Here is a 26048-nt window from a genome sequence, read left to right as displayed (position 1 = left end):
AACAGGCCAGAGGGGTGGGGGAGATGGCGACGCTGAACCGGCCCGGTGCCGAGGACGGTCACGTCTGCGGGATCGACGCCGCGCTGGAGGTGATCGGCGGCAAGTGGAAGGTCCTCATCCTGTGGGCCCTGCACGAACGGCCGCACCGGCGCTTCGGCGAGCTGCGCCGGCTCGTCCCCGGCATCACCGAGAAGGTCCTCGCCTCGCACCTGCGCGAGCTGGAGGCGGACGGGGTCGTGGAACGCGTCTCGTACGCCGAGGTCCCGCCCCGCGTCGAGTACGCCCTGACCCCGGCCGGCCTGCGGCTCAACGACGCCCTGGAGCCCCTCGCCGCCTGGGGCCGGGACCGGGCCGGGTCCCCTACCGGCTGAGGGCCTCCAGCTGGTCCAGGAACCAGCGCTGCGGGGGCAGGGCGGTGGCCGTGGCGGCGAGGCGCTTGGTGCGGTCGGCGCGGTCGGCGTCGGGCATCGACAGGGCGGTGTGGAGGGCCTCGGCGGTCGCGGAGACGTCGAAGGGGTTCACCGTGAGGGCGTCGTCCTTCAGCTCCTCGTAGGCGCCGGCGCCGGTGGACAGGACGAGGGCGCAGCCGGCCTCGGAGACGACCGGTATCTCCTTGGCGACGAGGTTCATGCCGTCGCGGACGGGGTTCACCAGGGCGACGTCCGCGAGGCGGTACGCGGCCAGGGAGCGGGCGAAGTCGTCCTGGACGGAGACCAGGACGGGCTGCCAGTCGGGGGTGCCGAACTCGGCGTTGATCCGCTCGGCCAGTTCGCCCACCGAGGCGGTGTAGGCGCGGTAGACGTCGAGGTCCTGGCGCGAGGGGTAGGCCGAGGCGAGGTGGACCACGCGCCCGCGCCACTCGGGATGGACCGTGAGCAGCTCGCGGTAGGCGAGGAGGCCGCGCAGGATGTTCTTCGACAGTTCGGTGCGGTCGACGCGGACGATGGTCCGCCGGTCGCCGACCTCCGCGCGGAGCCGGGCGAGCTTCTCGTCGACCTCGGGCCGGTGGGCGAGGGCCCGGAGCTCGTCGGCGTCGACGCCGAGGGGGTGGACGGAGACCCGGGTCGCGCCGGTCCCGCCGTCCGCGCACGCCTCGAACGAGGCCGCCCAGACCCGGGTGTGGAAGCCCAGCTCGTCGGCGCCGAGCATGCCGGCCATCAGCTCCTCGCGGATGTCGTCCGGGAGCATGCGCAGGTAGTCGGGGGAGGCCCAGGGGGTGTGGGTGAAGTGGGAGATGCGCAGGTCGGGGCGGAGGGCGCGGAGCTGCCCGGGGACGAGGGCGAGGTGGTAGTCCTGGACGAGGACCGCGGCCCCCTCGGCGGCCTCCTCGGCGAGGGCCTCGGCGAAGGCGCGGTTGTAGGCGCGGTAGGAGGCCCAGCGGCGGCGGAACGCGGCGTCGAAGACGGGGGCGCGGGGGATGTCGTAGAGGTGGTGGTGGAGGAACCACAGCACGGAGTTCGCGATGCCGTTGTAGGCGTCGTCGTAGACGTCCGGGGGGATCTCCAGCATGCGGACGCCGGGCTCGCCGATGCCGCGCCGGACGGCCTCCCGGTCGCCCTCGCCGAGGGCGGCGCAGACCCACAGGCTCTCCTGGGGCGTGTCCGAGGACACGGCGCTCAGGCCCGAGACCAGGCCGCCGCCGCCCCTTCGGGCGTCGAGTGAGCCGTCTTCGCCGCGTACGTACGAGACCGGGCCCCGGTTGGATGCCACGAGCACAGTAGCCATGTGGCGAACCTAGCCCGTCCCGTAAACGCTCAAACGTACGTATACGAGACGGGTGGATCCGGCCACGCTGCGTCGTCGCAGGTCAGCGCTGCGGCCGGGCGTCCCACCTGCCCTGTCGCCGGTGGCGTGGCGGGCCCGCCGCGGGATCAGTCGCGGCGGCCGCGCAGCGCGGCCCTGGCGACGAGGCCGGTCGCCGCGAGTGCGACGGCGAGGGCGCCGAGCAGCCAGAGGCGCTCGTCGCCGGCCCCGGCCGAGGAGCCGCCGCGGGGCGTGCCGGGGGCCTGGTGGCCGTTCCGCGCCGCGTGGGTGACGGTGGCGGCGCGGCCGCCCGGGACGGCTCCGGCGGGGCCGTCCGGCCGGTTCGTGCGGGAGGCCGGGCCGGGGTCCGTGCGGACGGCGGCGTGCGGCGTCGCGCCGTACCGCTCGCCGGGGGGCCCGGCTCCGTCCGCGGCGGCCGGTGCGGACGCCGTGAACGCGAGCGAGCCCGCCGTGAGGACGACGGCCGCCGTGCGGCCGATGACCGCCGGCAGGCGGCCCGGGTGGTGGTGTCTGCAGCCCATGAAGCGCAAAGGTATGCAGAACGGATCATCAGGGGGCGTTACGCCACGCGGCGGCGCGCGTACTCCGCGATCTCGGCCATCGGGGGCCGCTCCTCGGTGTCCACGGCGTAGGTCCGCGGCTCGAAGCCCTTCTCGCCCCGCTCGAACTGGGTCAGCCGGGGCCGCACCAGATGGCCCCGCGACAGCCGCAGCTGCGCGGTCCGGTAGATCGCCGCCGCCATCCGGCCCAGCGCCTGCCCGTCCTGGTGCCGGTGCCGCCGCACCCCCACGTCCACCTGGGCGAGCGCGTCCAGGCCCACCGTGTGCAGCGCGTCGACCAGCAGCCCCAGCTCGACCCCGTACCCCACCGGGAACGGCAGCCGTTCGAGGAGCGAGCGCCGCGCCGCGTACTCGCCGCCCAGCGGCTGCACGAAGCCGGCCAGCTGCGGCCAGTGCAGATTGAGCAGCGGACGCGCCACCAGCTCCGTCACCCGGCCGCCCTGGGCCGGGGCCGCGCCGGGCGCCGCCCCGTCGGGGGCGTCGCCGAACGGGCGGTCGTACATCGCCTTCACGAAGTCGACGTCCGGGTCGGTGAGCAGCGGGCCCACGATCCCCGTCACGAAGTCCGCGGAGAACTCCCGCAGGTCGGCGTCGACGAAGCACACCACGTCCCCGCGCGTCGCCATCAGCGACCGCCACAGGACCTCGCCCTTGCCGGGCACGGCCGGTATCCGGGGGAGTATCGCGTCGCGGGCGACCACCCGCGCCCCGGCCGCCGCCGCCACCTCCGCCGTGCGGTCCGTGGAGCCCGAGTCGATCACCACCAGCTCGTCGACGAGCGGCGCCGCGTCCGACATCAGCTCGCGGCGGATGACGGCGACGATGTCCCCGACCGTCGCCTCCTCGTTCAGCGCGGGCAGCACCACGCTGACGGTCGTCGAACGCTTGGCGGCGAGGATCCGCTCCAGCGGCCGGTCGGCCACTGACCAGGACCGCCGGTCCAGCCAGCGCTCCACCTCTTCCAGCACGTGATCTCCATCTCGCGTTACGGACGGCCGGTCCAAGCATCCGGGCCTTCGGTTACAGTCTTGAACAACGCGGATCCCCGATGCACGTCGGGGTGCCGACCGCGTCGGAGCACGGGAACGAAAGTCCACCGCGCTTCACAATCGAATACCGCTCATCCAGAGGGGCAGAGGGAAACGGCCCGTTGAAGCCCCGGCAACCCTCCAGTCGGTTACTCGTCCTCCAGCGAGGTCCCCGGCTAGGGAAGGTGCCAAATCCGTCTCATGGCGAAAAATTCGTCATGGGAAAGATGAGGAGAAAGGGCCTCGCCTCCATGGCTGCACAGACTGTCGCCTCCGCCACCACCGTCGACCTCGGTCCCGCTTCCGGGCTTTCGTGTCGCGAATGCGGAGAGCTCTTCCCGCTCGGTCCGATCTTCGCCTGTTCGCTCTGTTTCGGACCTCTTGAGGTCGCGTACGACCTTCCGACCGGCGACCCCGAGGCGCTGCGCAAGCAGATCGAGGCCGGTCCGGCCAACATCTGGCGCTACGCCCCGCTGCTGCCCGTCCCGGCCGACGTCGCCGAGAAGCCGAACCTGAACCCCGGCTGGACCAAGCTCGTCCAGGCCGACAACCTCGCCCGCGAGATCGGTGTCGCCCCCGGCAGGCTCTTCGTCAAGGACGACTCCGGCAACCCGACCCACTCCTTCAAGGACCGGGTCGTCGCGCAGGCCCTCGAAGCCGCCCGCGCCTTCGGCTTCACCACCCTCTCCTGCTCCTCCACCGGCAACCTGGCCGGCGCCGTCGGCGCCGCTGCCGCCCGCGCCGGCTTCCGCTCCTGCGTCTTCATCCCGCACGACCTGGAGCAGGGCAAGGTCGTCATGGCCGGTGTCTACGGCGGTGACCTGGTCGCCATCGAGGGCAACTACGACGACGTCAACCGCTTCTGCTCGGAGCTCATCGGCGACCCGCTGGGCGAGGGCTGGGGCTTCGTGAACGTCAACCTCCGCCCGTACTACGGCGAGGGCTCCAAGACGCTGGCGTACGAGATCTGCGAGCAGCTCGGCTGGGTCATCCCCGACCAGCTCGTCATCCCGATCGCCTCCGGATCGCAGCTCACCAAGATCGACAAGGGCCTGCAGGAGCTCATCAAGCTGGGCCTCGTCGAGGACAAGCCGTACAAGATCTTCGGCGCCCAGGCCGAGGGCTGTTCCCCGGTCTCCGCGGCCTTCAAGGCCGGCCACGACGTCGTCCGCCCGCAGAAGCCGAACACGATCGCCAAGTCGCTGGCCATCGGCAACCCGGCCGACGGCCCCTACGTCCTGGACATCGCCCGCCGCACCGGCGGCGCCGTGGAGGACGTGAACGACGAGCAGGTCGTGGACGCCATCAAGCTGCTCGCGCAGGCCGAGGGCATCTTCGCCGAGACCGCGGGCGGCGTGACCGTCGGCGTCACCCGGAAGCTCGTCGAGGCCGGTCTGATCGACCCGGAGCTCACCACCGTCGTCCTCAACACCGGCGACGGCCTCAAGACCCTCGACGCGGTGGCCGACACCTCTCAGGCGACCGTCACCATCCGCCCGAGCCTGGACGCGTTCCGCGACGCCGGCCTGGCCCTCTGAAAGGTTACGAAGACATGGCCGTGAACGTCCGCATCCCCACCATCCTCCGCACGTACACCGGCGGTCGGTCCGAGGTGCAGGCCGAGGGCGCGACCCTCGCCGAGGTCATCGCCGACCTGGAGAAGAACCACACGGGCATCGCCGCCCGCGTCCTGGACGACCAGGGCAAGCTGCGCCGCTTCGTCAACGTCTACGTGAACGACGACGACGTGCGCTTCGAGCAGGGTCTGGAGACGGCCACCCCGGCCGGTGCCGGCGTCTCGATCATCCCCGCGGTGGCCGGCGGCTGCTGAGCCGTTCCGCGTCCCGTCCCTCGTGAATTGCCCCTTCCGCGTCAATAAGCGGAAGGGGCAATTCTGCATGGTTGAGCGGGGTAGAGTTGGGGAAGTCCCCTCCGCTGCTCATGCCGGACGCATATGAAAAGGCGTCTCCGCGCGACAAGAAGCAGCCAAAGTCCCGGTGCGTTGTGTACGTTCTGCGCCTTTTGCCGGGCCCGACTTGCCCCGGCATCCAGGGGATTCTCCCCAATTCCCCTTTCCGCCTGGCCCAGAATTCTCGCTCGAATGACCTGTTGCAGAGGGCAGTTGGGCAGATACATTCAGCGGCGGTCGACGCGTTCCGGCGCAGGGTCTGACCCGGGTTCCGCGAGGTGCGGGTCCCGCGCAAGGGCCAGTAATAGGGGAGTTAGGCATGGCTCAGGGCACCGTCAAGTGGTTCAACGCGGAGAAGGGCTACGGCTTCATCGCGGTCGACGGTGGTGCGGATGTTTTCGTCCACTACAGCGCGATCCAGATGGATGGCTACCGCAGCCTCGAAGAGGGACAGCGAGTCGAGTTCGAGATCTCGCAGGGCCAGAAGGGTCCGCAGGCGGACATGGTCAAGCTCGCCGTCTGAGCGCGGCGCGATCGGCCACCGACGCAACGCCGTCGAGGGGTCCGCATCCCTGAGGGGATGCGGACCCCTCACGCGTTCCCGCTCCTTCCCCCGCGCCCCCGCTCACCCCTCCCGCCACGTCCCGATCGTCGAGAATCGCTTGCCCCCTCCCGCCGCCCGACCATCGCCCCTCATCGACGTTCCTCCGGAACGGCTTGCACTCTCCTATGCCGAGTGCTAATCATTGGCGTTAGCACTCGGAAGGTGAGAGTGCTTACGAGGATCGGGCAGATGAGGCCCGCGGCCAGGTGGGGCAAGGAACCATCGGGCACGCAGGCCGTCCGTCGCGGGCGTCGGCGCGGTCCTGGAGCGTTATCCACCCCATGTCCGGGAGGACCACTTCACATGGCCAAGATCATCGCGTTCGACGAGGAGGCCCGGCGCGGTCTCGAGCGCGGCATGAACCAGCTCGCTGACGCCGTCAAGGTCACCCTCGGCCCCAAGGGCCGCAACGTCGTCCTCGAGAAGAAGTGGGGCGCCCCCACGATCACCAACGATGGTGTCTCCATCGCCAAGGAGATCGAGCTCGAGGACCCGTACGAGAAGATCGGCGCCGAGCTGGTCAAGGAAGTCGCCAAGAAGACGGACGACGTCGCCGGCGACGGTACGACCACCGCCACCGTCCTCGCCCAGGCGCTCGTCCGCGAGGGTCTGCGCAACGTGGCCGCCGGTGCCAACCCGATGGCCCTCAAGCGTGGTATCGAGAAGGCCGTCGAGGCCGTCTCGGGCGCCCTGCTCGAGCAGGCGAAGGATGTCGAGACCAAGGAGCAGATCGCTTCGACGGCCTCCATCTCCGCCGCCGACACCCAGATCGGCGAGCTCATCGCCGAGGCGATGGACAAGGTCGGCAAGGAAGGCGTCATCACCGTCGAGGAGTCGCAGACCTTCGGTCTGGAGCTTGAGCTCACCGAGGGCATGCGCTTCGACAAGGGCTACATCTCGGCGTACTTCGCCACCGACATGGAGCGCATGGAGGCGTCGCTCGACGACCCCTACCTCCTGATCGTCAACTCCAAGATCTCCTCCGTGAAGGACCTGCTCCCGCTCCTGGAGAAGGTCATGCAGTCGGGCAAGCCGCTGCTGATCATCGCCGAGGACGTCGAGGGCGAGGCCCTGTCGACCCTGGTCGTCAACAAGATCCGCGGCACCTTCAAGTCCGTCGCGGTCAAGGCCCCGGGCTTCGGCGACCGTCGCAAGGCCATGCTGAACGACATCGCCATCCTCACCGGCGGCACGGTCATCTCCGAGGAGGTCGGCCTCAAGCTGGAGAATGCGGGCCTCGACCTGCTGGGCCGCGCCCGCAAGGTCGTCATCACCAAGGACGAGACCACCATCGTCGACGGTGCCGGTGACAGCGAGCAGGTCGCCGGTCGCGTGAACCAGATCCGCGCCGAGATCGAGAACTCCGACTCGGACTACGACCGCGAGAAGCTGCAGGAGCGCCTGGCGAAGCTCGCCGGCGGTGTCGCGGTCATCAAGGCCGGTGCCGCGACCGAGGTCGAGCTCAAGGAGCGCAAGCACCGCATCGAGGACGCCGTTCGCAACGCGAAGGCGGCCGTCGAGGAGGGCATCGTCGCCGGCGGTGGCGTCGCCCTGCTCCAGGCGTCGAACGTCTTCGAGAAGCTCGAGGCCGACCTCACGGGTGACGAGGCCACCGGCGCGAACATCGTGAAGCTGGCCCTCGAGGCCCCGCTGAAGCAGATCGCCGTCAACGCCGGCCTGGAGGGTGGCGTCGTCGCGGAGAAGGTCCGCAACCTGCCCGTCGGCCACGGCCTGAACGCCGCGACCAACGAGTACGTCGACCTCATCGCCGAGGGCATCATCGACCCGGCGAAGGTCACGCGCTCCGCGCTGCAGAACGCCGCGTCGATCGCCGCGCTGTTCCTCACCACCGAGGCCGTCATCGCCGACAAGCCGGAGAAGGCGTCCGCGCCGGCCGGCGGCGGCATGCCGGGCGGTGACATGGACTTCTGATCCTCCGGGATCGGCGGTTCATCGCTGAACGCGAACGAGGGCGGCACCCCCACGGGGGTGCCGCCCTCGGGCGTCGTGCGGACGTGATCAGCGCACGTCGACGTAGTCCGGCGTGGCGACCGGCGCGTGGAAGTGCGTGGCGTCGCCCCAGTACCGGACGCGCCAGCTGCCGTCGACGGTGGCCTTCGCCTTCAGCGTGACCTTGCCGGTGGACGCCGAGCGGCCGGTGGCGACGATGCGCCAGGTGGTGGAGCCCTTCGGTAGGAACTGCAGGGCCACGGCCCCGTTCCCGTACGCCCGCCAGGCGCCGCCCGTGTAGTGCTGGAGGGTGGCGGTCGTGGTGAGCGTGCCGCCCTTGGCGACCGGCTCGGGACCGGCGTTCAGGCCGATGACCCGGGCCTCGGTGCGGACCAGCCGGAAGACGGCGCTCGCGGTCCCGGCGAAGACGTCGGTCTCCGGGTGACGGAAGCGGTAGTAGCCGCCGCGGCTGGCCGCGGTCAGGGTGGTGGCGTAGTAGTTGCTCGCCGTGGTGAGGGCGATCCGGCGCCAGCCGGTGCGGCCGTCCGGCGAGACCTCCAGGTAGAGCGGCTCGTCGAAGTACGCCTCGGCGTCGTACGTGGCGCGCAGGGTGCCGGTCGCGGTGACCTTGCCCTCGTTGGTCAGGACGCGGGACCCGAGGAGGATCCGGGCCTCCTGCGGCATGGCGAGGCGGCCGCGGACGGGAACGGTGAAGTTCTGGTACGGGTCGACCGGGACGGCGGCCCAGCTGTCGACGCGCAGCCCCGGGAGGGCCGGGACGGTCGCGGTGAAGCGGCCGTCGGCGTCGGTGGTGACGGTCTTGCCGAAGCCGCTCATGAGGGAGCCGGACCAGGACGGGCCGACCTGGACCTGCTGGCCCGCGAGGGGCGCCCCGTCGTTCTGCGGGTCGGTCATCCGGCCCGTGACGACGGCCTGCTGGCCGGGCAGGACCCGGAAGCGGTCGGCGGTCGCCTGCACGGCCACCGTGTGCGGGCGCAGGGAGTACAGGGTGTGGGCGTACGAGACGCTGCCGTGCACCTCCTCGCTCGCCTCGGCGAAGGCGACGCGGAACTCGTCGCCCGGCTTGACGGCCGTGTACGCCTGGCCGGTGAAGGCGCCCGTCTCCGTGGTGACGGCGGACTGCACGGGGCCCGCCTCCGGGGTGGTCCGCCGGATGTCGACGGACCGGCCGGTGATCGGGACGAGGTCGCCCGAGCCCGGCTGGACGCCGGTCAGGGTCCCGCTGGGGACGGTGGTGCGGTCGTCCCAGCCGGGGGTGGAGAGGCCGAACTCCAGCTGCGGCCGCAGCGTGAAGTCGAGCGTGCCGGCGTCCGTGCGGGTGCTGGTGTTGCCCTGCGAGTCCGTGGCCGTGACGTCGAGGGAGTAGCGGCCGAGCGAGGGCAGCGTGCCGCCGTCCTCGGTGAGCTTGAGCGGGTCGGACGAGGTCAGCCCGTAGCGGCCCTTGACCCACCCGTACTCGGTGAGCGAGGGGATCTCGGCGACGACGGTGTCGCCCCTGCGGATCGTCACGGCGACCTTGGCGACCGTGACGCCGGGGACGTCGCTCCAGGCCGCGACGTGGAAGATGCCGCGCTGCTGGTCGTCGGTGAGGGCGGGGCCGATGGAGACCGGGGACGCCGCGGGGGCGTCGGCGGCCTGCGCGGGGGCCGCGCCGAGGAGCAGGGCGGTGGCGACGGCCGCTGCGAGCGTGGTGGCGGAGGTCCGCCGCAGGTCAGAGCGCATCGATGTACTTCACCTTCGTCTCGCTGTGGAAGTAGCCGCTCGCGGACTGCTTCACCATGGCCCAGGTGCCGTCGCCGTAGTTGGTGGCGCGGAAGCTGAAGGAGCCGTTGGCGTTGGTGGCGACGTCGCGGGTGACCCAGTACCACTCCGAGTAGCCCTTGGGCTTGAACACGAGCATCACCTTGGCGCCCTTGAGGGGCCGCCAGGCGCCGCTCGTGTACTGCTGGAGGGTGCCGGAGACGGTCATCTTGGCGTTCACGCGGGGCCGCGCGGGGCTGATGGTGAAGGCCGAGAAGCGGGTCGGGACGCGGCTGAGCCGGATGGTGCCGGTGACCTTGCCGACGAGCTGGTCGGTCTCGTAGTGGTACAGCCGGTACATCGCGTTGTGGTACCCGCGGGCGGAGATGTCGAACGGGCAGCCGCCCTCGGTGCCGCCCGCGGCCTTGCCGTTGGCCAGGTTCTTCCAGGTGCGGCCGTTGTCCACGGAGGTCTGGAGGAAGACGTACTGGTCCCAGCAGGTGAAGGTGTTCACGGACAGCTTGCCGGTGGCGCGGACCGTGCCGTACTCGTCGAGGGCGACGCGGACGCCGCCCCAGGCGAACGGCTGCGGGACGGCGATGGCCCCCTGGTCGTAGGCGCGGGAGGCGTAGTACACGGACGGGGCGACCGAGGTGTACACCTGCGTCGTGTGCGAGGCGCGCGCGGGGAACGAGAAGGAGCCGTCGGCCGCCGCCGCTCCGCTGCCCATGAGGCCGGAGACCGCGAGGGAGTGGTACTCGGGCTTGGCGGAGGTGGTGATGAGCGGCGCGCCCGCGTACGGCTTCCAGCCGTCGGGGGTGAGGCGCTCGACGCGGCCGGTGACGGTGACGTCCGTGCCGGCCTGGACCCGGTACTTGTTCAGGTCGGCGGTCAGCCGGTACGAGGTCTTCTCCACGCCGACCTCGGGGACGGCGACGGGCAGCGTGGCCACCGTGTCGGCGTTCGGCGCGACGACGACGGCGCTGCCGCCGCGGATCTCGGCGTTCGGGGAGAGCGGCAGCGAGAAGGCGCCGTCCTCACCGGTGGTGGCCGTGGCCTTCAGCGTCTTCCACTCGTCGGAGACGAGCTGGAACGTGATGCTGACGCCGGTGCCGGGCAGGGCGGGCGTCCGGGCCCCGGTGACCGGGTCCCAGGTGGTGGCCCGGCCGGACAGGACGACCTTCCGCTCGGTGAGGCTGGTGGTCTTCCGGTCGAAGGAGAGCCCCGAGACGCCGGTGTGCAGCTTGTGCACGTAGGTGCCGCCGGTCCACCGCTGGACGGTGCCGCCGGGCTGCCGGTACTCGACGACGACCGGGTAGGTGCCGTACGGCGTGCCCTCGGGCAGCCGCGGCGCGGTGTCGGAGACGTGGCCGTAGGGCCGGCCGGTGTCGTTGTCCCCGGCCTGCCACGTGAGGGCGTCGGCCGACGCGAGGACCGTGGCGTCGGGGGCGGTGGAGGACATGACGCTCGCCTTCACCCACAGCGGGTCGCCGCTGATCTGGACGCCGATCCTGGCGTCGTCGGTGGTGAAGGTGGCGGTGACGTCGGAGGCCGCGTGTGCGGCCGGTGCCGTGATGACGGCGGGTACGGCCATACCGGCCGAGAGTGCGAAGACGGCGGCCGCACGGACAAAGGCGTGCGGAAGCCTGCGCGTGGTGCGCGGCAAGAGGGACCCCCCACAGGTCTGAGAAGGCGGCTGCGCCTTTGGTCGAGGCGGCCGCATAGCAGGCACCTTAGCGCCCGGATGTTGAACATGTTCATTCGCTTTACGGGAGTGCCGGGGTGATCCTGGAATGAGCAGGAGAGGCGTCCGGGGGTGGTTTCGGTGCTTTCGGCGCCTTCGGTGTGCGGACCGGGAAGGGGTCGCGGCCATGGTCACCCTGATGACGACGCCGGCCGATCGTGAGCTGGTCGTCACCCGCACCTTCGACGCCCCGCCCGGCCGGGTCTGGAAGGCGTGGACGCGCCCCGAGCACGTCCGCCGGTGGTACGGGGCGGCCGCCCTGACCACGACGGTGGTCGAGATCGACCTGCGTCCCGGCGGCGCCTGGCGGTGGGGGCAGACCGCGCCCGACGGCCAGCAGATCGTCTTCTCCGGCGTGTACGAGGACGTGGTCCCGGCCGAACGGCTCGACTACACCGAGGTGTTCGAGCAGATGCCGGACGCCGCGCCGGTCCGCGTCACCCTCGCCTTCGACGCGACGCCCGACGGCGGCACGGCCCTGACCAGCACGTCCTTCTGGCCGTCGAACGCCATCAGGGACCAGGCCCTGGCCGCGGGCATGGAGGCGGGGATGCGGGAGCAGTACGACCGGCTCGCGGAGTACCTGACGTCGATGTGAGGCATCCTGGCCCCAGGCCGTCGGCCTAGGCCGGGCGCCGGAAGAGGGCGGTCCAGAGGAAGGACTCGCCGAACACCGGGGAGCCGGCCGGCTCGTCGCGCATCCGGCGCACTTCGATCTCCGTCAGCCCGGCGAAGACGGCCCGCAACTGCCCTTCCGTGTAGGCGAGTCCGCCCTCCAGGCTGCCGCGCCGGTAGAACTCGGCGTCCGGCAGTTCCGATCCCATCCCGCCCTCGCCCGCCGCGAACGAGGTCAGGGCGAAGAGCCCGCCGGGTGCCAGTACCCGTTCCAGGAGCGCCAGGTAGGCGACCCGGCGGTGCGGCGGCAGGTGGTGGAAGCATCCCGAGTCGTAGACCAGGTCGTACGGCCCGTCGAGCGCGGTCGTGAAGGCGTCCCCGCACACGAACCGGATGCCGTCGCGGCCCGTCTCGCGCGCCCGCTCCCGGGCCCATCCGATCGCCGTCGCGGAGAGGTCGACCGCGTCCACCCGGTATCCCAGCGAGGCGAGGTGCAGCGCGTTCCGTCCCGGTCCGCACCCCAGGTCCAGGGCCCGGCCCCGGACCGGCAGCAGCCCCCGTTCCCCGTACGCCACCACATTCTCGTCCGGCTTCCGCACGAAGAACGGCACGGGCCTGTCCCGGTCCTCGTAGAAGCCGTCCCACCACTCCGCGCCGCCCGCCGTCCAGCGGTCCCCGCCGCCGGCGAACAGGCCGTCCAGCATCCCCAGAACATCCTCGATCGTGCGCACGCCACGGTCGTTCCCACCCATGCGGATCTCCCCTCCGAGTTCCTCTCCAGATTAGTGGCCGGGGTGGCGAAATCCCAGGTCAGAGCATGTTCGGTGAGGTCGCCGACGCTCCCTGGGGAGCCTCCTGGCAGCGTCTCGGCACCGGACCCCCGCCGACGCCCGGCCGTCCCCGCGCCGCCGCTTCCAGGGCCGTGCGGGGGCCTTCCCGGGCGGCGCGCGGAGCACTTTCCGGAGCGTTCCCCCGTGCCCGGGCCGCCGCCGCGTATGGGGGTCGCCGGGCAGGGAGGAAAGGCGTCAATCTGGCGGACGCCCCGGTTCCGTGGGGCGGCCGAAACCCCTCCGGTTTGAACCGGGTGGTACCCGCGCGGACCGGTCGCGCGGAGCGGGAGCGGGCCCGCGGGGCTGTCCGGTAGGCGGTGCACCGGATTGGCCGGACTGCCCGGTTGCCGTCGACTCCGGCGGCCGGTAGGGGCATTGGCGGGCGCGGGCGGGCTGCCCATCATCGTCCGGGGTGGGTGGGACGGAGGGGCGGTCGGGTGGCCGACGGAGGTGCGGGGGGTGGGGGACGGATGACTTCGTTCACCGGGCAGCGCTTGGGCAGGCTCATTGCCGAGCGGACCGGGCAGCCGGAGCTCGGGCACGACGCCGAGGTCGTCGGGAGGGTGCTGCCGTTCAAGGTCAGCGCCCATGTCGTCGACGAGCTGATCGACTGGGCCCGGGCGCCCGACGACCCGCTCTACCGGCTCGTGATGCCGCACCGCGACATGCTCGCGCCCGCGGACTTCGCGGCCGTCGAGGCGGCGCTGCGCGACCGCGACCGGGTCAGGCTGCGGCTGGTCGTGGACGGGCTGAGGGAGCGGCTCCACCCGCATCCGGGCGGCCGGCTCCACCCGGACGTGCCCGAGGACGCCCGGGGACTCCGGCACACGTACCCGGAGACGCTCCTCGTCTTCCCGCGCCAGGGGCAGACCTGCCACGGCTACTGCGCGCACTGCTTCCGCCGGCCGCAGTTCACCGGCGACGCGGAGCGGCGGCAGGCGGTGGACGGGCCGGCGGCGGCCGACGCCTACCTCGCGGACCACCCGGAGGTCACCGACGTGCTGCTCACCGGCGGCGACCCCCTCGTCATGCGGGCCGGGCTGCTCGACACGTACGTCGCGCCGCTCCTCGCCCGGCCCCACGTCCGCACGGTCCGCATCGGCACGCAGGCCGTGTCGTTCTCCCCGGAGCGCTTCCTCACCGCGCCCGACGCCGACGACCTGCTGCGGCTCTTCGAGCGGATCGTGGCCTCCGGGCGCCGTCTCGCCCTCATGCTGCACGTCTCCCACCCCCGGGAGCTCCACCCGGAGCCGGCGCGGCGCGCCCTGCGGCGGCTGCGCGCCACCGGTGCCGTCCTGCGCACCCGGGCGCCCGTCGTCCGGCACGTCAACGACGACGTCGACGTGTGGGCCCGCATGTGGCGGGAGCAGGTCGCACTGGGGCTGGTGCCGTACTCCATGTGCGTGGAGCGCGAGACCGGCCCGCGCCGCTCCTTCGGCCTGCCGCTCGCCCGCGCCCTCGCCCTCCACGCCGACGCCGCGCGCCGGGTGCCGGGGCTCGCACGGACCGCGGGCGGCCCCGTCATGTCCACCGGTCTCGGCACGCTCGTCCTCGACGGTGTCGTCCACCTGCCCGGGGGCCCCGCCTTCGCCCTGCGGGCCCTCCGGACCCCTGACCCGGACCTGACGGGGACCGTGGCGCACGCCCGCTTCGACCCCGCGGCCCGGTGGTGGGACGACCTCCTCCCGTACGGGCCCCGGGACCGGGTCCTCGTACCGGGCCGGCCGCTGACGCTGGAGGGCGTGGTGGGGTAGGCCGGGCGCGGGACGACCGGACCCGGCACGCCGTCGGACGCCGGAGCCGCCGGCCCGGCACGCGGGCGGAGGGGTCAGGCGGGCGGGGCGGCGAGGGCCGCGTCCTGGCCGGAGCGGCGGAGGGCGTCCGCGACGAAACCGTTCGCCTTCAGCTCCTCGACGGTGCCGCGGAGGAAGGCGACCGTCTGCGGGGCGCGGCTCACCGTCGTGCCCACGGCCTGCCGGATCTCCATGAACCGCTCGTCGAGCAGCCGCACCTCCGGGTGCGCGGCGGCGTACGCGGCCATGGGCTGGCGGATGCCCGCGCCCGCCTCCAGGCCCGCCTCGCGGAAGGTGTCGACGCCCTCCTCGCCGCGCACGACGGTCGCGTGCGTGAGGGTCCTGGACAGGAACAGGTCGTACGCCGAGCCCTTCTTGACCCCGATCCGCACGCCGGGCGCGTCCACCTCGGCGACGCCGGTCAGCGCGGAGTCGCGCGGGACGGCGTACACGCCCTCGATGAGGACGTACGGGGCGGTGAACGCGACCTCCGCCTCCCGCGCCGGGTCCACCGCCAGGAAGCAGAGGTCGGCCCGGCCCTCCGCCATCGCCTCGAAGGACTTGCGGGCCGCGTCGAAGCAGAGCAGCTCCACCCCCACCCCGAGCCGCGCCGCGATCTCCCGCGCCAGGTCCACGGTGATCCCGGCCGGGGCGTCGGGGGTCCCCTGGGCGAGGACGGGGTTGCCGAGGTTGACGGAGGCCCGCAGGGTCCCGGTGGGCGCGAGGTCGGCGACGACGGCGGGGTCCGGGACGGGGTGCGGGGTGCGGGGCGTCATGGGGGTGGAGTCTAGGTCGTCCCGTCCGGATCGTGCGGGCGGGCGGGATCCGGAAGGGACGTCCTAGGCGGCGGCGCGGTGCGCCCGGTCGAGGCGGGCGAGTTCGCCGGGGGTGAGGCGCAGGGCACCGGCGGCGACGTCGGCGGCGAGGTGGGCGGGGTCGCCGGTGCCGGGGATGGCGAGGAGGTGGGGGCCCTGGTGGAGGGTCCAGGCGATGCGGACCTCGGCGGGGCCGACGCCGTGGGCGCGGGCGACGGCGAGGACCTCCTCGTGCTCGGCGGAGGTGGCTCCGGTCTCGCGGCCCGCGGCGGCGATCGCGTAGAAGGGGACGAAGGCGATGCCCTGCTCGCCGCAGTGCCGGACGAACGCGTCGTACTCGGGGCGGACCCCGATGCCGTACATGTTCTGCACGCAGACGACCGGGGCGATGGCGCGGGCCTCGGCGAGCTGGTCGGGGGTGACGTTGGAGAGGCCGAGGTGGCGGATGAGGCCGGCCTGCCGGAGGTCGGCGAGGGCGCCGAAGCGCTCGGCGATCGAATCCGTGCCGAGGACACGGAGGTTGACGACGTCGAGCCGGTCCCGGCCGAGCTGCCGCAGGTTCTCCTCGACCTGGGCGCGCAGCCCGGCGGGGGTGCGGGCGTGCTCGCTCCAGGCTCCCGAGAGGTCGCGGGCGGGCCCGACCTTGGTGGCGATGACGAGGTCGTCGGGGTAGGGCCCGCCGAGCGCGCTGTTGATCAGCTCGTTCGCGGAGCGGAGCGGCGAGAAGTAGAAGGCCGCCGTGTCGATGTGGTTCACCCCGAGCTCGACCGCCGTGCGCAGGACGGAGATCGCCTCGTCGCGGTCCCTCGGCACGGCGTTCTCGACGAGCGCCGGGCCGCGCTGGGGCAGGCGCATGGCGCCGAATCCGACGCGGTGGACGGTGAGGTCGCCGCCGAGGGTCCAGGTGCCGGAGGCGGAGGCGTGGGCAGGGGTGGTCGCGCGGGTCGTGGTCATGCCGGGGATGATCTCCCGGCGTGCCCGGCGGTGCCACCGGGTTCTCGGCGGCACGGCGGGTGTCAACGGGACCCGTGGGGGCGGGGGTTGACCCCACCCTCGACCGGCGTGCCTGCCGGATGGGGCGGTGGTCGCCGGTGCGTGAGGCTGAGCGCATGACGACGAACCGTGGACGCAAGGCCCTGATGCTCGCCCTCTCCGCCGCCGCCGTGGCCGGTGCCGGACTCGCCGGCGGTGGGGCGGCCGCCGCTTCGGCTCCCGCCGCGGAGGGTCTCGTGTGGGGGGAGTGCGCGCCGGCGGTGAAGCCGCTGCCCGGACAGCAGTGCGCGACGCTGTCCGTACCCCTGGACTACGCCCGCCCCGACGGCGAGCGGATCGGCCTGGCCGTGGCCCGGCTGCGCAGCACCCGGCCCGAGGCCCGGCGCGGGACGCTGATGGTGATCCCCGGGGGACCCGGGAGCTCCGGTGTGCAGCGGCTGGGGCAGAAGGGCGCGGCGCTGGCCGCGGAGATGGACGGGGCCTACGACCTGGTGGCGTTCGACCCGCGGGGCGTCGGGGGGTCCGCGAAGGCCCGGTGCGGTTTCGAGGAGGACGACCGGCGCCTGGTGACCCTGCGGTCGTGGCCCGCGGCCGACGGCGGCATCGGGGAGAACGTGGCCCGCTCGCGCCGCATGGCCGAGGCGTGTGCCCGGAACGGCGGGGCGATGCTGCGGGGTCTGACGACGGCGAACCAGGCGCGGGACCTGGACCGGCTGCGGGAGGCGCTCGGCGAGCGGAGGCTGTCGGCGTGGAGCGTGTCCTACGGGACGTACGTCGCCGCGGTGTACGCGGAGAAGTTCCCCGGGCGGACGGACCGTTGGGTCCTCGACAGCAGCGCCGACCCGGACCCGCGGCGGGTGGCCCGCGGCTGGCTCGCGGACATGGCGCGCGGTGCGGAGGACCGCTTCCCCGACTTCGCCGCCTGGGCGTCGGACCCGGCCCGTCCGGCCGCGCTGCGGCTGGCCGAACGCCCCGAGGACGTAAGGCCCCTGGTCCTGGACCTCGCGGCGCGGCTCGACCGCGAGCCGCGTCCGTCGACGACTCCCGGCGTGCCGCTCACCGGCACGGCGCTGCGCCAGGCCCTCCAGCAGGCCCTGTACGCCGACACCGCCTTCGAGTCCTTCGCCCGGCTCGTGTCCCAGGCCCTCGACCCGGCGGGCGTGCCGGTGCTGCCGCCGGAGCTGGCCGGGCCGATGCCGGACGAGGCCGCGACCGTCAGCGTCGGCGTGATCTGCAACGACGTGGACTGGCCGCGTTCCGTCCCGGCGTACGAGCGGGCCGTCGCCGCCGACCGGGTGCTCCACCCGCTCACGGCGGGCATGCCGGCGAACATCACGCCGTGCTCCTTCTGGAAGGGCGGCGCGGTGGAGGAGCCGACGCGGATCACCGACCGCGGCCCCTCGAACGTCCTCATGATCCAGAACCTGCGCGACCCGGCGACCCCCTACGGCTCCGGTCTGAGGATGCGTGCGGCCTTCGGCGACCGCGCCCGGCTCGTCTCCGTCGACGAGGGCGGCCACGCCGTCTACCTCGGCAGCGGCAACGCCTGCGGCGACCGGGCGGTGACCCGCTTCCTGACGGAGGGCGTCCGGCCCGCCGGGGACGTCCTCTGCCGGTAGGGGGCGTCCCCTCCCGGTCCGGGCCGGCCCGTGTGTACGGCAGGGTCCGGTGGACGGTCGTCCACCGGACCCTGCCGGGTGCCCTCCCGGTCCGGCCGGAGGGCCGTGCGTCAGACCTTCACCGGCTGGGGCTCCGGTCCGGCGCCCGGCGCCGGCGCGGCGGGCGCGGCCGGGGACCCGGCCGCCACCGGGGAGGCCGCGGGCTCCGCGGTGGCCTCCGCGTCCGTCTCCACGTTGAACTCCTCCAGGAGCTCCTTGCCGAAGCCCCAGAAGTACGTCGCCGCGAAGCCGACCAGGTAGCCGACGAGGAGTCCGCCGCCGTAGATCGCGATCGTCGCGCCGAGGCCCTTGTTGCCGTCGAGGAGCGGGAAGAGCGCCCAGCCGGAGGGGCCGATCGCGGTCGAGCCGACCTTGTCGCCCAGCATGCTGAAGAAGCCGATGAACGCGCCGCCGGCCGCGCCGCCGAAGCAGGCGGTGACGAACGGGCGGCCCAGGGGCAGGGAGACGCCGTAGATGAGCGGCTCGCCGACGCCGAGGAAACCGGCCGGGAGGGCGGACTTGATGGTGCGGCGGATGGAGCCGTTGCGGGGGAGCTTCAGGTAGACGGCCATGGCCGCGCCGACCTGGCCGGCGCCCGCCATCGCGAGGATGGGGAGCAGGACGGTGTACCCCTGCTGCTCGATCAGCGTCGTGTGGATCGGGATGAGCGCCTGGTGCAGGCCGAGCATCACCAGCGGCAGGAAGAGACCACCGAGGACGAGTCCGGCGCCCGCTCCGGCGTGGACGAGGAGCCAGTCGGCGCCCTCGCCGATGGCCCGGGAGATCTCGCCGGCGACGAACATCAGGCCGAAGACGGTGACGAGGCCCGAGACCAGCACGGTGAGCGTCGGGGTGACCAGGACGTCGAGGGACTCCGGCACCCAGCGGCGGCACCACTTCTCCACGTACACGGCGAGGACCGCGGCGCCCAGCGCGCCGAGGACGCCGCCCTGGCCGGGGGAGAGCGTCTGGCCGAAGACGTCGACCTTGGCGACGCCCGCGAAGACGATGATGGAGGCGACGGCGCCGCCGAGGATCGGCGTGCCGCCGAACTCCTTGGCCGTGTTGTACCCGACGAAGACCGCGATGAGCGCCATGAAGCCGCTGGCGATGGCGGCGAGCGCGGGGGTGACGCCGGGCAGCCAGCCGAGGTTGACGAGCAGGCCGTTGAGGCCGGCGATGATGCCGCAGCCGATGAGGGCGGGGATCAGCGGGACGAAGATGTTCGCGATCCTGCGGAGGAAGAGCTTGAACGGGGTGGCGTTCTTCGCCTTCCGCTCGGCCCTCAGGGCCGCCCCCTGCGCCGCGAGGTCCTCGGCGGAGTGCGCGGGCCGCGGCGCCTCGGCCACCAGCGCCTCCAGTTCCGGGGTCACGCGGGCGACCGTGCCGGGGCCGAGGACGATCTGGTACGTGTCGTCCTCGACCACGCCCATCACGGACGGCAGGGCCTTGAGGGCCTCGTCCTGGACGAGCGAGCGGTCGTGCAGACCCAGCCGGAGGCGGGTCATGCAGTGGGCCACGGAGCTGATGTTCCCGGCGCCGCCGACGAGGGGGAGGATCGCGGCGGCGATGGCGCGGTTCTTGTCGTCTGTGCTCATGGTGCGGTGGGCCTTGCTGTGAGGGGGTGCCGTGCGGTGGGGACTACGGGGTGGGCTCGGTCGCGTGCAGCGCCGCCCGCAGATGGCCGCGGGAGTCCGTGAGCCGCCGGGCGGCTGTCGGGGCGTCGACCTCGGCGAGGATCATGAGGATGGCGTTCTTCACCTCGCCGTCGGCGGCGGCGAGCGCCGTCTCGATCTGCTCGTCGGGGGCGCCGGTGGCGAGGGCGACGATCCGCCGCGAGCGGGCCTGGAGCTTCTCGTTGGAGGCGCGGACGTCGACCATGAGGTTTCCGTAGGTCTTGCCGAGGCGGATCATCGTGATCGTCGAGATCATGTTGAGGACGAGCTTCTGCGCGGTGCCGGCCTTGAGCCGGGTGGAGCCGGTGAGGAGCTCGGGGCCGGGGACGACCTCGATGCCGTGCTCGGCGGCGGCGGCCAGCGCGCTGTCGGCGTTGCAGGACAGTCCGATGGTCAGCGCGCCGAGCCGCCGGGCGTGCTCGACGGCGCCGATGGCGTACGGGGTGCGGCCGGAGGCGGAGATGCCGACGACGGTGTCGTCGGCGGTGAGGCCCAGTTCCGTGAGGTCCTCGACGGCCAGTTCCTTGGAGTCCTCGGCGCCCTCGACGGCCTTGACCATGGCGGACGGGCCGCCCGCGATCAGACCGACGACCCGGGAGGGGTCGGTGTTGAAGGTGGGCGGGCACTCGCTGGCGTCGAGGACGCCGAGGCGGCCGGCGGTGCCGGCGCCCATGTAGACGAGCCGTCCCCCGCGGGCCATGCGGGCGGCGGTGGCGTCGATCGCGGCGGCGATGGCGGGGAGCTGGCGGGCGACGGCGGCGGGGACGGTCTGGTCCTCGCCGTTCATGGTCCGGGCGATGTCCAGGGTCGGGAGCTGGTCGATCTCGGCGAGCTCCGGCCGGAACGCCTCCGTGGTGAGGGTGGCGAGCTGGGCGCGGAGTTCGGAGTACGTGGAAGCGGACATGTGCGGCTCTTTCGGTGCGTGGACGTCGTCGGCGGCGTTGGCGTCGACGTATGACGCTCGGCGGGCGGATCGGCGGGCGGGGTCGGGGTGGGGTTCGGGGTCGGAGGGGCGGGGCGGCGGCCGGGGCGGCCGGCGGGTCAGCGGGTGCGCGGGGAGTGGCGGTGGGCGAGGGCCTCGTAGGAGGCGGCGAGGGCAGGAGCCGCCGTCTCGTACGTACGCTGCGTCACGCAGGTGAACAGGCAGTCCACGACCAGGAGTTGGCTGGTCCGGGACGACATGGCCGCGGGGCGCAGCTCGCTCTCGCGGGCGGTGGAGGTGGTCAGCACGTGGTCGGCGTACTGGGTGACGGGGCCGTCCGGGCGGCCGGTGATCGCGACGGTGGTGGCGCCGTGGTCGAAGGCGACCCGGAGCGGTTCTATGACGTCGCCGGTCGAGCCGGAGTGGGTGATGGCGAGGGCGACGTCGCCGGAGCGGAGCTGCACCGCGTTGGTGACCGCGAGGTGCGGGTCGCTGTGGGCGTGGGCGATCAGGCCGATGCGGAGGAGCTTCTGCGCGAGGTCCTGGGCGACGAGGCCGGAGGCGCCGACGCCGTAGATGTCGACGCGGCGGGCGCCGGCGAGGGCGGCGACGGCGGCGCCGAGCTGGACGGTGTCGAGGCCGGCCGCGGTGTCGGCGAGGGTCTGCTGCTCGTCGTGGGCGAGCTTGGCGACGACGTCGGCGATCGGGTCGTCGACGGCGATGTCGGCGGTGACGGCGGGCGCGCGGCCGGACTGCTGCTGGGCGGCGAGGCCGGCGAGGGCGAGGCGCAGGTCGCGGTAGCCGGGGTAGCCGAGGAGGCGGGCGGTGCGGACGACGGTCGCCTCACTGGTGCCGGTGAGCTCGGCGAGGCCGGTGACCGTGAGGGCGGCGCAGCCGGCCGGGTCTCCGGCGACGGCTTCGGCGACCCGCTGCATGGAGCGGGTCATGGAGGGTGCGAGGGTCCGCACCTTGGCCGCGAGCGCGGCGGGAGGCGGCGGCGCGTCGCCTGTGAAACTTTCCTTCACGTCATTGGTCACAACTGAAAGATACTTTCGGCATCGGGGTCCGACAAGACCCCCCAGGTCCCGGAGGGGTCCCGGATTCCGGCGGGACCTTCGTCCTGGCCCCGCACCGGGTGACAATGAGTGCATGGACGACATCGACCCCCTGGAGCAGGCCCTGCACACCGCCCGCGCCCTGGTACTGGCCGACCTCGCCGCCCGCGAGGTCGCCGCCGCCGAGGTCGTCTCGATGGTGGAGGAGTCCGTCGCCCACCGGCGCTGGTGGGTCGAGCAGTGGCCGGAGGGCCTCACCTACGTCGCCGGTCTCGTCGCCCAGGACGTCCAGGACGCCCTCCTCGAACGGTACGGACGATGGCCCCTCTGCCCCGTCTGCTCCTCCGGCGGCCCGCACGCCCTCGACGTCGAGCCCGAACTCGGCCCCGACCCCCACTGGGTCTGCTCCGAGCAGGGCGTCGTGGTGGCCCCGGTGGGCGGTCTGACATGAGGCGCCGACCGGAAGGACCCCGCGCGTGACCCTCTACATCGACCCGCCGACCTGGCCGGGCCACGGCCGCATGTGGTCCCACCTCGTCAGCGACGTCTCCTTCGAGGAGCTGCACGCGTTCGCCGCCTCGATAGGGGCCCCGCCCCGGGCCTTCGAGCGCGACCACTACGACATTCCCGCCGACCACTACGCCGCCGCCGTCGAGGGCGGCGCCGTCGAGGTCGGCTCCAAGGAGCTCCTCCTGCGCCTCACCACCGCCGGCCTGCGCCGCCCGAAGAGCCGCCCGGTCGGGTAGGCGTCAGCCCACCCGGGCGGCGACGGCCCGGGCGCAGGCCAGGGACTCGGTGCGGGTGGTGTCGACCTCGACGTCGTAGGTGACGCCCTCGTGGACGACGCGGGACTGCCGGGCCGCCATGCCGGGGGTGCGGTCGCCGCGGGCGATCTCGCGGCCGGCGGCGACCTCCGGGTCGCAGCGGACGGCGACCCACAGGGCGGGGAGGCCGGCGAGGGCGGTGCGCCAGCGCTGCTGGGAGGCGGCGCCGCCGAGGAAGACGTCGTCGACGATCACGCGGGCGCCGGCGCGGGCCATGGTGACGACGCCCTCGGTCCAGGCGGCTTCGAGGGCGCGGAAGTCCTCGCCGACGCCGACCCCGCCGTCCTCGTCGAAGACGATCCCGCCCGGCGAGCCCCACATCCTCTTGGGCAGGGCGTCGACGAACGAGTCGCAGCCGAAGGTGAGCCAGGGGTCCGGCAGGACCGACTGCAGACACCGGACGATGCCGGACTTGCCCGAGCTGGAGGCGCCGTTGAGGATGATCATCCGAGTCGTCACGGGGTCACCGTACGGAGGCGCGGGGCGGCGCGCAGCCGGATTTCGGCCGGGGTCAGTGTGGGGAGACGGCCCGCTTCCCGGCCGGGGAGCCGGAGGTGACCACGCGGGACGCGGACGTGTGGAGCCGGAGCGCGACCGCGACCGTGCCGAGGCCGGCGGCGGTCATGGCGGCGCCCGCCCAGGCGGTGGAGCCGAAGCCGAGGCCGGCGTCGATGACGGCGCCGCCGAGCCAGGGGCCGCCGGTGTTGCCGAGGTTGAACGCGGCGGTGGTGGTGGCGCCGGCCAGGGTGGGCGCGGCTCCCGCGACGTTGAACATGCGCGCGTTGAGGGCGGGCGCGGTGTAGAACGCGGAGACGCCGAGGAGGAAGGTCAGCACGATCGTGGCGACCGGGCTCGACGCGAGGAGGGCCAGCGCGACCAGGAAGACGGTCGAGGCCGCGATGCCGCTGAGCAGGACGCCGAAGAGGTGGGCGTCGGCGACGCGGCCGCCGATCGTCGTGCCGACGACGGCGCCGATGCCGAAGAGCGCGAGGACGCCGGACACCCAGCCGTCGTCGAGGCCGGAGACCTCGGTGAGCAGCGGGGCGAGGTAGGAGAAGGCGCAGAAGACGCCGCCGGCGGCCAGGGCGGTGACGACGACCGAGAGGAGGACCTGACGGTCGCGGTAGATGCCGAGCTCGCGCCGCAGCAGGGGCCTGGTCGCGGGGAGGGGGATGTGCGGGATGCGGGCCGCGACGCCGACGAGCGCGATCGCGGAGGCCGCGCCGACGGCCCAGAACGCCGACCGCCAGCCGAGGTGCTCGCCGAGGAACGCCCCGGCGGGGACGCCGAGGACGTTGGCGATGGAGAGGCCGCCGATCATGACGGCCATGGCCCGGGCCCGGGCGCCGACGGGCACCATGGCGATGGCGACGGCCGCACCGACCGCCCAGAACCCGGCGCACGCGAGGGCGCTCACGATCCGCGAGGCGAAGAGGACGGCGTAGTTCGGTGCCAGCGCTCCCGCGACCTGGCCGAGGCCGAAGACGGTGATGAGCGCGAGGAGCGTGGTCTTGCGGGGGAGCCGCAGCGTCGCGACGGCGAGGAGCGGCGCTCCGACGACCATGCCGATGGCGAAGGCCGATATGAGGAGGCCGGCGCGGGGGATGGAGACCCCCATGTCCTCCGCGATGGGCGGCAGGAGCCCGGACAGCATGAACTCGCTCGTGCCGAGCGCGAAGACGGAGAGCCCCAGGATGTAGACGGCCAGCGGCATGCGGCCGCCGGGCGGGGCGTCGGTGACGGATGTCGTGTGCTCGGCGGAGGAAGACGGCATGACATGCGTCAACGAGCGATTTGTTCCTGTCATTCCGCGGGCCGGGGATGTCTTGCCATGCGAGACGCCCGCCCCGCCCCGGTGCGGGAGACGCCCTGGCCTGCCCGGGTCCGGTGCGGCCGGCGGCGGGCCCGTCCGCGCTGTCGGTGCTCCGTGATAGCGAGGTCCCATGAGCTTCGACATCTTCGTGTGCCGGTTCGAGCACGGCGAGCCGGCGCCGCTGGACATGGACACGGCCTACGAGGTCCTGGGCCCCCACGTGGTGGCGCGGGACCCCGAGCCGGGCTTCCTCCGGATCGTCACGGGCGAGCGGGAGGAGGCGGACGTCTATGTCCACCCGCCCCACGGCATCACCTTCAACCGGTTCGGCGGGGAGGGGGTCATGGACCTCCTGGCGGTCCTGCTGGAGCGCCTCGACGCCTGGCTCGTGGTCCCCGGCGGGACCGTCGTCGTCCGGCGGGAGGGGGAGCGGGCACACCTGCCGCCGGCGGCGGCGGGCGGCAGCACGGTGGTCGTCGCCCGCACGGGCGCGGAGATCGCCGCGGCGATCCGGGCCGCCTGAGCGGGGCGGGGGGATGAGCCGCACCCTGTTCCTGCTCCGGTTCCGCGACGGCGAGCCGGAGCCGCTGCCCCTGGAGACCGTCCGGGAGGTCCTGGCGCCGTACGTCGTCGCGGCGGGCGAGGACCTGAGGGACGGCGTGCTGATCCGCACGGCCGACGGGTACGAGGTCGACGTGGACGTCGACGACCTGTGCGTCGCGGTCAGCCGGTTCCCGCGCGGCCCGTTCTCCGACGTCCTGGCCCGGCTGGTGGTGCGGCTCGGGGCGACGGTCGTCCCGACGGACCGGCCGGTGGCGATCCGGGAGGAGGGGGACCGGGCGCACCTGTCGGCGGACCTCCGGGACGGCGCCGTCGTGGTCGCGCCGACGGGACCGTCCCTGGAGGCGTACCTCGGCGGGGCCTGAGGCAGGGCCCGCGGACCGGGGCGTCCGCGGGCCCGCGGGTCGCGCGCCCGCCGCCCGTGCGCCGCGGGGTCGCGCCGCCGTCGCTCAGTCCCGTCCGGCCGGGTCCGTCAGCCGGGCGAGTTCGCGCTCCACGTTCTCCCGGGCGGGTGCCTCCCAGGCGGCGGCGCCGTAGGGGGTGCGGAAGAGGCGGGGGAGGGCGAGGAGCTGGCGGAGGACGGCGGCGCGGCCTTCGCGGAAGGCGTCGTCGGGGACGAAGCCGTACTCCTCGCGGACGGCGGCGGCGTACCCCCCGTATGTATCGGGGTCGGAGGCCAGGACGGCGAGGTCGGCGTCGCAGAGGGTCTCGCCGTCGAGGTCGCCCGGGTCGGGGTCGTGGGTCGTGGTGAGGCGGACGAGGCGGGCGACCTCGGCGACCTCGTGGGGGGTGAGCCCGGCTTCGGCGAGGGCCTTCTCGGCGAGGGCGGCCGAGCGTTCCTCGTTCTCCGAGCGGTCGGGGCGGTAGACGGCGTCGTGGAACCAGGCGGCGAGCCGGACGAGCTCCAGTTCGCCGCCTTCGCCGCCCTGGTCGGCGAGTTCGTCGATGCGGTCGAGGACGGCGCGGAGGTGGTCGACCGTGTGGTAGCGGCGCTGCGGCTCGGCCCAGCGGGCGAGGAGGTTGCGGCCGTACGGGGCGGGGTCGGGGCCCTCGCGGCCGGCGCGGGCGGCGAGCAGGGTGGCGGTCCAGCGGCGGAGGAGCGCGGGGTCCTGGTCTGCGGTCATGGGGGCATTCTGCCCGGCGGGGGGCGGGGAGGGGGCGCTTCCCGGGTGC

At 73.5% G+C, this 26048-nt stretch carries 26 protein-coding genes and 1 riboswitch; of the genes, 12 read left to right on the top strand and 14 right to left on the bottom strand.

The features are described 5' to 3' along the window. Positions 1-23 precede the first annotated feature (23 nt). Entirely contained in the window at positions 24-371 is a 348-nt protein-coding gene (locus tag ACZ60W_RS18760; protein WP_469756420.1) for a winged helix-turn-helix transcriptional regulator, read from the top strand. Here ACZ60W_RS18760 and ACZ60W_RS18755 read toward each other — a convergent pair. The 3 genes from ACZ60W_RS18755 to ACZ60W_RS18745 form a co-directional block, all read right to left on the bottom strand. Continuing rightward, positions 361-1725 carry an alpha,alpha-trehalose-phosphate synthase (UDP-forming) gene (locus tag ACZ60W_RS18755; protein WP_469756419.1) on the bottom strand — a complete coding sequence of 455 codons (1365 nt, stop codon included), beginning with the start codon at positions 1723-1725 and terminating at the stop codon, positions 361-363. The genes ACZ60W_RS18760 and ACZ60W_RS18755 overlap by 11 nt on opposite strands. A 146-nt stretch (positions 1726-1871) precedes the next feature. Beyond that, positions 1872-2285, bottom strand: a complete 414-nt coding sequence (locus ACZ60W_RS18750) for a hypothetical protein (RefSeq protein ID WP_469756418.1) — start codon at positions 2283-2285, stop codon at positions 1872-1874. Between the two features lie 38 nt (positions 2286-2323). Then, entirely contained in the window at positions 2324-3292 is a 969-nt protein-coding gene (locus ACZ60W_RS18745; RefSeq protein WP_469756417.1) for a glucosyl-3-phosphoglycerate synthase, read from the bottom strand. A gap of 149 nt (positions 3293-3441) precedes the next feature. Beyond that, positions 3442-3586, top strand: a riboswitch (SAM riboswitch). Between ACZ60W_RS18745 and thrC the strand changes: the two genes are divergently transcribed. The 4 genes from thrC to groL all read left to right on the top strand — a co-directional run bounded on the left by thrC (position 3580) and on the right by groL (position 7797). Beyond that, positions 3580-4890: a threonine synthase gene (gene thrC / locus ACZ60W_RS18740; RefSeq protein ID WP_469756439.1), complete on the top strand. Its 1311-nt coding sequence runs from the start codon at positions 3580-3582 to the stop codon at positions 4888-4890. It overlaps the preceding riboswitch by 7 nt. A 14-nt stretch (positions 4891-4904) precedes the next feature. Next, entirely contained in the window at positions 4905-5183 is a 279-nt protein-coding gene (locus tag ACZ60W_RS18735; RefSeq protein WP_015035244.1) for a MoaD/ThiS family protein, read from the top strand. Positions 5184-5580: 397 nt separating this feature from the next. Then, entirely contained in the window at positions 5581-5784 is a 204-nt protein-coding gene (locus tag ACZ60W_RS18730; RefSeq protein ID WP_015035246.1) for a cold-shock protein, read from the top strand. Between the two features lie 384 nt (positions 5785-6168). Continuing rightward, the gene (groL, locus tag ACZ60W_RS18725; protein ID WP_366307986.1) at positions 6169-7797 is read left to right on the top strand and encodes a chaperonin GroEL; all 1629 of its coding nucleotides are present in this window, start codon (positions 6169-6171) and stop codon (positions 7795-7797) included. Positions 7798-7884: 87 nt separating this feature from the next. Here the strand turns inward: groL and ACZ60W_RS18720 are convergent, their stop codons facing one another. Both ACZ60W_RS18720 and ACZ60W_RS18715 read right to left on the bottom strand, forming a co-directional pair. Next, a complete protein-coding gene (locus ACZ60W_RS18720) occupies positions 7885-9558 on the bottom strand; it encodes a hypothetical protein (protein ID WP_469756416.1) in 1674 nt (557 codons plus the stop codon). After that, positions 9548-11170 carry a hypothetical protein gene (locus tag ACZ60W_RS18715; protein ID WP_469756415.1) on the bottom strand — a complete coding sequence of 541 codons (1623 nt, stop codon included), beginning with the start codon at positions 11168-11170 and terminating at the stop codon, positions 9548-9550. Before ACZ60W_RS18715 ends, ACZ60W_RS18720 begins: the two co-directional genes overlap by 11 nt. Positions 11171-11447: 277 nt before the next feature. Here ACZ60W_RS18715 and ACZ60W_RS18710 point away from each other — a divergent pair, with 277 nt between their 5' ends. Further along, on the top strand, positions 11448-11918 hold the full coding sequence (locus ACZ60W_RS18710) for an SRPBCC family protein (protein WP_469756414.1): 471 nt from the start codon (positions 11448-11450) through the stop codon (positions 11916-11918). A gap of 25 nt (positions 11919-11943) precedes the next feature. On the opposite strand, the gene ACZ60W_RS18705 is transcribed toward ACZ60W_RS18710, so the two are convergent. Continuing rightward, positions 11944-12687, bottom strand: coding sequence for a class I SAM-dependent methyltransferase (locus ACZ60W_RS18705; protein WP_469756413.1), 744 nt, complete (start codon positions 12685-12687; stop codon positions 11944-11946). Positions 12688-13235: 548 nt separating this feature from the next. Here ACZ60W_RS18705 and ACZ60W_RS18700 point away from each other — a divergent pair. Beyond that, positions 13236-14519: a KamA family radical SAM protein gene (locus ACZ60W_RS18700; RefSeq protein WP_469756412.1), complete on the top strand. Its 1284-nt coding sequence runs from the start codon at positions 13236-13238 to the stop codon at positions 14517-14519. Between the two features lie 74 nt (positions 14520-14593). Here ACZ60W_RS18700 and ACZ60W_RS18695 read toward each other — a convergent pair whose 3' ends face one another. Then, entirely contained in the window at positions 14594-15334 is a 741-nt protein-coding gene (locus ACZ60W_RS18695; RefSeq protein WP_469756411.1) for a transporter substrate-binding domain-containing protein, read from the bottom strand. A 63-nt stretch (positions 15335-15397) separates the two neighbouring features. Continuing rightward, entirely contained in the window at positions 15398-16327 is a 930-nt protein-coding gene (locus tag ACZ60W_RS18690; RefSeq protein WP_469756410.1) for an aldo/keto reductase, read from the bottom strand. A gap of 155 nt (positions 16328-16482) precedes the next feature. On the opposite strand from ACZ60W_RS18690, the gene ACZ60W_RS18685 reads away from it, so the two are divergent. Then, positions 16483-17985 (top strand): alpha/beta hydrolase, encoded by a 1503-nt coding sequence (locus ACZ60W_RS18685; protein ID WP_469756409.1) that lies wholly within the window; start codon positions 16483-16485, stop codon positions 17983-17985. A 110-nt stretch (positions 17986-18095) separates the two neighbouring features. Here the strand turns inward: ACZ60W_RS18685 and ACZ60W_RS18680 are convergent, their stop codons facing one another. The 3 genes from ACZ60W_RS18680 to ACZ60W_RS18670 all read right to left on the bottom strand — a co-directional run bounded on the left by ACZ60W_RS18680 (position 18096) and on the right by ACZ60W_RS18670 (position 21659). After that, complete coding sequence (locus tag ACZ60W_RS18680; protein ID WP_469756408.1) at positions 18096-19622, bottom strand: PTS transporter subunit EIIC; 1527 nt, start codon at positions 19620-19622, stop codon at positions 18096-18098. Between the two features lie 43 nt (positions 19623-19665). Then, positions 19666-20604, bottom strand: coding sequence for an N-acetylmuramic acid 6-phosphate etherase (gene murQ, locus ACZ60W_RS18675; protein ID WP_469756407.1), 939 nt, complete (start codon positions 20602-20604; stop codon positions 19666-19668). Positions 20605-20741: 137 nt separating this feature from the next. Continuing rightward, the gene (locus tag ACZ60W_RS18670) at positions 20742-21659 is read right to left on the bottom strand and encodes a MurR/RpiR family transcriptional regulator (RefSeq protein ID WP_469756406.1); all 918 of its coding nucleotides are present in this window, start codon (positions 21657-21659) and stop codon (positions 20742-20744) included. A 112-nt stretch (positions 21660-21771) separates the two neighbouring features. Here ACZ60W_RS18670 and ACZ60W_RS18665 point away from each other — a divergent pair, with 112 nt between their 5' ends. Further along, positions 21772-22128 carry a hypothetical protein gene (locus tag ACZ60W_RS18665; RefSeq protein WP_469756405.1) on the top strand — a complete coding sequence of 119 codons (357 nt, stop codon included), beginning with the start codon at positions 21772-21774 and terminating at the stop codon, positions 22126-22128. A 25-nt stretch (positions 22129-22153) separates the two neighbouring features. Next, positions 22154-22423, top strand: a complete 270-nt coding sequence (locus ACZ60W_RS18660; RefSeq protein WP_469756404.1) for a DUF4031 domain-containing protein — start codon at positions 22154-22156, stop codon at positions 22421-22423. Positions 22424-22426: 3 nt separating this feature from the next. Here ACZ60W_RS18660 and cpt read toward each other — a convergent pair whose 3' ends face one another. Together cpt and ACZ60W_RS18650 are read right to left on the bottom strand one after the other, a co-directional pair. Then, positions 22427-22948, bottom strand: coding sequence for a chloramphenicol phosphotransferase CPT (gene cpt, locus ACZ60W_RS18655; protein WP_469756438.1), 522 nt, complete (start codon positions 22946-22948; stop codon positions 22427-22429). 64 nt (positions 22949-23012) lie between these two features. Continuing rightward, positions 23013-24215 (bottom strand): Cmx/CmrA family chloramphenicol efflux MFS transporter, encoded by a 1203-nt coding sequence (locus tag ACZ60W_RS18650; protein WP_469756437.1) that lies wholly within the window; start codon positions 24213-24215, stop codon positions 23013-23015. 229 nt (positions 24216-24444) lie between these two features. On the opposite strand from ACZ60W_RS18650, the gene ACZ60W_RS18645 reads away from it, so the two are divergent. After that, positions 24445-24837 carry a hypothetical protein gene (locus tag ACZ60W_RS18645; protein ID WP_469756403.1) on the top strand — a complete coding sequence of 131 codons (393 nt, stop codon included), beginning with the start codon at positions 24445-24447 and terminating at the stop codon, positions 24835-24837. A 13-nt stretch (positions 24838-24850) separates the two neighbouring features. Further along, the gene (locus ACZ60W_RS18640; RefSeq protein WP_469756402.1) at positions 24851-25240 is read left to right on the top strand and encodes a hypothetical protein; all 390 of its coding nucleotides are present in this window, start codon (positions 24851-24853) and stop codon (positions 25238-25240) included. 84 nt (positions 25241-25324) lie between these two features. Here the strand turns inward: ACZ60W_RS18640 and ACZ60W_RS18635 are convergent, their stop codons facing one another. Beyond that, positions 25325-25999, bottom strand: coding sequence for an HD domain-containing protein (locus ACZ60W_RS18635; protein WP_469756401.1), 675 nt, complete (start codon positions 25997-25999; stop codon positions 25325-25327). Positions 26000-26048: the final 49 nt, after the last annotated feature.

Source organism: Streptomyces sp. NPDC104202 (assembly GCF_055584185.1).
The sequence above is the reverse complement of the archived record's forward strand: the minus strand, read 5'-3'. Positions and strand labels throughout refer to the sequence as shown.